This is a genomic window from Stenotrophomonas sp. INTA L402-1 (assembly GCF_059295135.1).
Genome location: NZ_JCAFWP010000080.1, coordinates 1 through 4,390, shown reverse-complemented (window position 1 = coordinate 4,390; position 4,390 = coordinate 1). Strand labels below are relative to the sequence as shown.

The 4,390-nt window shown below is 66.0% G+C and carries 2 protein-coding genes; one reads left to right on the top strand and one right to left on the bottom strand.

The annotated features are described in order from the left end of the window. Nucleotides 1-445: 445 nt before the first annotated feature. Nucleotides 446-1,837, bottom strand: coding sequence for a class II 3-deoxy-7-phosphoheptulonate synthase (locus tag AC5O77_RS21510; protein WP_478058783.1), 1,392 nt, complete (start codon nucleotides 1,835-1,837; stop codon nucleotides 446-448). 220 nt (nucleotides 1,838-2,057) lie between these two features. Here AC5O77_RS21510 and AC5O77_RS21505 point away from each other — a divergent pair, with 220 nt between their 5' ends. Continuing rightward, nucleotides 2,058-4,184 (top strand): TonB-dependent receptor, encoded by a 2,127-nt coding sequence (locus AC5O77_RS21505; RefSeq protein ID WP_478058785.1) that lies wholly within the window; start codon nucleotides 2,058-2,060, stop codon nucleotides 4,182-4,184. Nucleotides 4,185-4,390 lie beyond the last annotated feature (206 nt).

Below are 4,390 nucleotides of genomic sequence, written 5' to 3'. Positions count from 1 at the left end.
AGATGTGTATAAGAGACAGGTTGCGGGGGACGCCGTAAATCCGTCCATGGAGGCTCGGTCGCGCCATCCATGGCGCTCACGCCCCCGCAACCGGACCCACCCCGCCTTCGACAGATTCCTGCGACCTGTCGGGTACTGCGTTCTGTAGAGCCGACCCATGCTCGGCTCAAATCATTCCGATATCGAAATATTCGATTCCGATGGGAATTCATCCACGCATGACGTGGATCCAACAGCCGCGGAGATCTGTCAGAGGTGGGGTGATGTCGGAGTGCGGGGTGTCAGCCGCATGGATGCGGCTGCCAAGCCTACAGGGACGTACTTGCGGCGTCCCCGCACTCCGACACCACCCCGCCATCCCACGAAATGCATGCTGTTGCCGTTGCTTCGGCCGTTGCCGTTGCGTCCGCAGGTGCAGGGCTGCAAGCCCTGCCGCCCCCCCCCCTTACCGCACTTGTTCCTGCTTGCGCACGATCGCCATCGCGATCTCCAGCGACTGCTCGTAATTCAACCGCGGGTCCACCGTCGAACGATACGCGCGCTCCAGATCACGCTCGGTCAGTTCGCGCGCGCCACCGGTGCACTCGGTCACGTCTTCGCCGGTCAGCTCCAGGTGCACACCGCCCAGTCGCGTACCTGCGGCCGCGTGCAGATCGAACGACATCTCCACTTCGCCACGCACGTTGTCGAAGCGGCGTGTCTTGAAACCATTGGCGGTGCTTTCGGTGTTGCCATGCATCGCATCGCACACCCACAGCACGCGGCGGCCATCGCGCTTGACCGCATCCAGCAGCGGCGGCAGCTTCTCGGCGATCTGCGCTGCACCCATGCGGTGAATGAAGCTCAGTCGACCCGGCTCGTCATGCGGGTTGAGCACATCAATCAGGCGCAGCAGCTGGTCCGGCGTCACCGACGGGCCGACCTTGATCGCGATAGGGTTGCGCACGCCACGCAGGTATTCCACGTGCGCGCCATCGAGTGCGGCCGTGCGCATGCCGATCCACGGGTAATGCGTGCTCAGGTTCAACCAGCCCTGCTGGCGCGGCACCTGGCGGGTCAGCGCCTGCTCGTAGGGCAACAGCAGTGCTTCATGCGAGGTGTAGAAATCGATGCGGTTGAGGTTGTGAACGCGGGCCCCGGCCAGGGTCTCCATGAAATGCACTGCATCGCCGATCGAGGCCACCATCTTCTGGTACTCGGCAGCCAACGGCGAATGGCTCACCCATTCCAGGTTCCAGTACTCGGGGTGGTGCAGGTCGGCGAAACCGCCGTCGATCAGCGCACGCACGAAGTTCATGGTCATCGCCGAGTGCGCGTGGGCCTGCAGCATCCTCTTCGGATCCGGCAGCCGCGCCGCTTCGGTGAAGGCCGGCGCGTTGATCACATCGCCGCGATAGCTGGGCAGGGTCACGCCGTCGCGGGTCTCGGTATCGGCCGAACGCGGCTTGGCGTACTGGCCGGCGAAACGGCCGACGCGGATCACCGGCTGGCGCAGGCCATGCACCAGCACCAGGCTCATCTGCAGCAGCACCTTCAGCCGGTTGGAAATGGTGCCCGATTCGCAGTCGCTGAAGTTCTCCGCGCAGTCGCCGCCCTGCAGCAGGAAGCGCTTGCCTTCCTGCGCCTCGGCCAGCTGATGCTTCAGCGCCAGGATCTCCCAGGAGGTGACCAGCGGCGGCAGCCGCTTCAGTTCGTGCAGGGCGGCGTCCAGCGCCACCGGGTCCGGGTAGGTCGGCATCTGCAGCGCGGTCTTGCCACGCCAGCTCTCCAGCGACCAGGCGGCGCCAGTGGCGGCTGCGGCGGGATCAGGCACGGGCGGAACGGCGGACAGGCTCATTGCAGACTTCCGGGATGGGGGGCGGTCATGGTCGCAGAGCCAGCCGCTGGCGCAAAGGCCGACCTGCTCGGCCAGGCCGCCTGAACGGCAGGGAAAGGCCGATGCGAGCAGCCAGATCCAGCATGGTCAGCCGCTCAAGGCAGGCGCATGATCTGTTACGGAGTAACACTTCCACGTCATGGACCGGCCCCTTCCACGCCCTGCCATCACTCTTCCCATCATGAAGCCCTCGCCCCTCGCTACCGGCATCACCTTCGCCCTGGCCCTGGCCAGCCTGCCCGCCTTCGCGGCCGCCGCCGATGGCGCCGGGCCTGCGGTCAAGGACCTGGACACGGTCACCGTAAGCGCCCAGCTCGACCAGGCCCGCAACGCGTTGTCGCCGGACATCGGCAGCAGCCAGTACCAGATCAGCGCCGAGGACATCCAGAAGCAGCCGCTGGGCGCCTCCGCGCCGCTCAGCCAGGTGCTGCTGCAGGCACCCGGCGTGGTCCAGGATTCCTATGGCGGCGTGCACGTGCGCGGCGACCACGCCAACCTGCAGTACCGCATCAACGGCGTGTTGCTGCCCGAGTCGATTTCCGGCTTCGGCCAGACCCTGGATGCGCGCACCATCAAGAGCATCCGCCTGATGGACGGCGCGTTGCCGGCGCAGTTCGGCGAGCGCACCGCGGCGGTGGTCGACATCACCACCCGCAATGGCGCCGAGCTGGGCAACGGTGGCAGCGCCGGACTGACCACCGGCTCGTTCGGCAAGGTGAACCCGAATGCCTCGTGGTGGGGCAACCAGGGACGCTGGAGCTGGTTCCTGACCGGCAACTACGACCAGAACGAAGTCGGCCTGGAGAATCCGACCAACTCGCGCAAGCCGCTGCACGACGATACCCACCAGGGCAAGGCCTTCGCCGACCTGACCTACCTGGTCAACGAGAACACCCGCCTGAGCGTGTTCGCCGGTTTCGCCAACAACCGTTTCCAGATTCCGGTCAATCCAGGGCAGACGCCGCAGTTCGGTTACCTGGACACCACCACCTTCGATTCCAGCCAGCTGGATGAGACCCAGCGCGAGACCACCCGCTTCGGCATGCTGGTACTGCAGGGCACGCTGGGCAACACCGCCTACCAGCTGTCCGCCGGGCAGCGCTACAGCGATGCAGCGTTCAACCCGGACGTCATCGGCGATCTGGTGTTCAGTGGCGTCGCCTCGCAGGTGCAGCGCGGCAACCGTGCCAACACCCTGCAGGCCGACTTCTCCACACCACTGGGCAACGACCACACGCTGCGCTACGGCTTGTACGGCAACTACGAGAACGCACGGGTCAGCAGCAACAGCTGGGTGTTCCCGGTTGATGACGGCGGCCAGCAGTCCAGCACCACGCCGCTGCTGATTCCTGACCACAGCGCCTTCCATGCCAGCACGCTGGCGTTGTACGTACAGGATGAGTGGAAAATCGGCGACGACTGGACCGTCAACTACGGTCTGCGCGGAGACCGCTACAAGGCCTTCGGCCGCACCGAGGGCCAGCTCAGCCCGCGCGTGGGCGTGGTCTGGAATGCCAGCGACAGCACCACCGTGCATGCCGGCTATTCGCGCTATTTCACGCCACCGGCCAGTGAACTGATCGCCAGCAGCGACATCGCCCTGTACGACGGCACCACCAACCAGCAGCCCAGCGGTGGCAACAACACGCCGCTGGCCGAGCGTAGCGACTACTACGACATCGGCGTCTCGCAGCAACTGGGCGAACACCTGACCCTTGGACTGGATGCGTACGACCGCCGCGTCGCCCGCCTGCAGGACGAAGGCCAGTTCGGCGCCGCCTACATCTACTCGACCTTCAACTACCGCCGCGGACACATCCGTGGTCTGGAGTTCAGTGCCGACTACAGCAACGGTCCGTTCAGTGCCTACTTCAATGCCGCGCTGAACAAAGCCATCGGTACGGATGTCATCACCAGCCAGTACAACCTCGATCCCGAGGCGCTGGCCTATGTGGCCAACCACTGGATCCACCTGGACCACGACCAGAAACTGACCTCGTCGGGTGGCCTCAGCTACGCCTTCGCCGGGCACAACCGGATCGGGGCCAACTACGTGTTCGGCAGTGGCCTGCGTTCGGACATCGAGGGCGTACCCAACGGCGGCGAGCTGCCGTCGTACCTGCAGGTGAACCTCAGCGCCGGGCACGATTTCAATGCCGACAGCGGCCATCCATTGCACGTGCAGCTGGCGGTGATCAACGCGTTGGACCGCAGCTACCAGCTGCGCGATGGCGGTGGCGTCGGCGTGTTCGCCCCGCAATGGGGACCGCGCCGCGGCGCCTACCTGAGCCTGCAGCAGGATTTCTGAGGTAGCGCCGGCCGCTGGCCGGCATTCCCGCGGTGTGGCGGCCCCCCGCCCGCCCAAACCAACCCAAAAACCATGACAATCCGCCCGCCCAACACCACCCCCCCCCCCCCCCCCCCCCCACCCAAAAACCCCCCCCCCCACCCCCCCGCACGCCCCCCCAACAACACCAACACGTGTAGCCCAGGGCGCCGCCCGGCACCCACCGC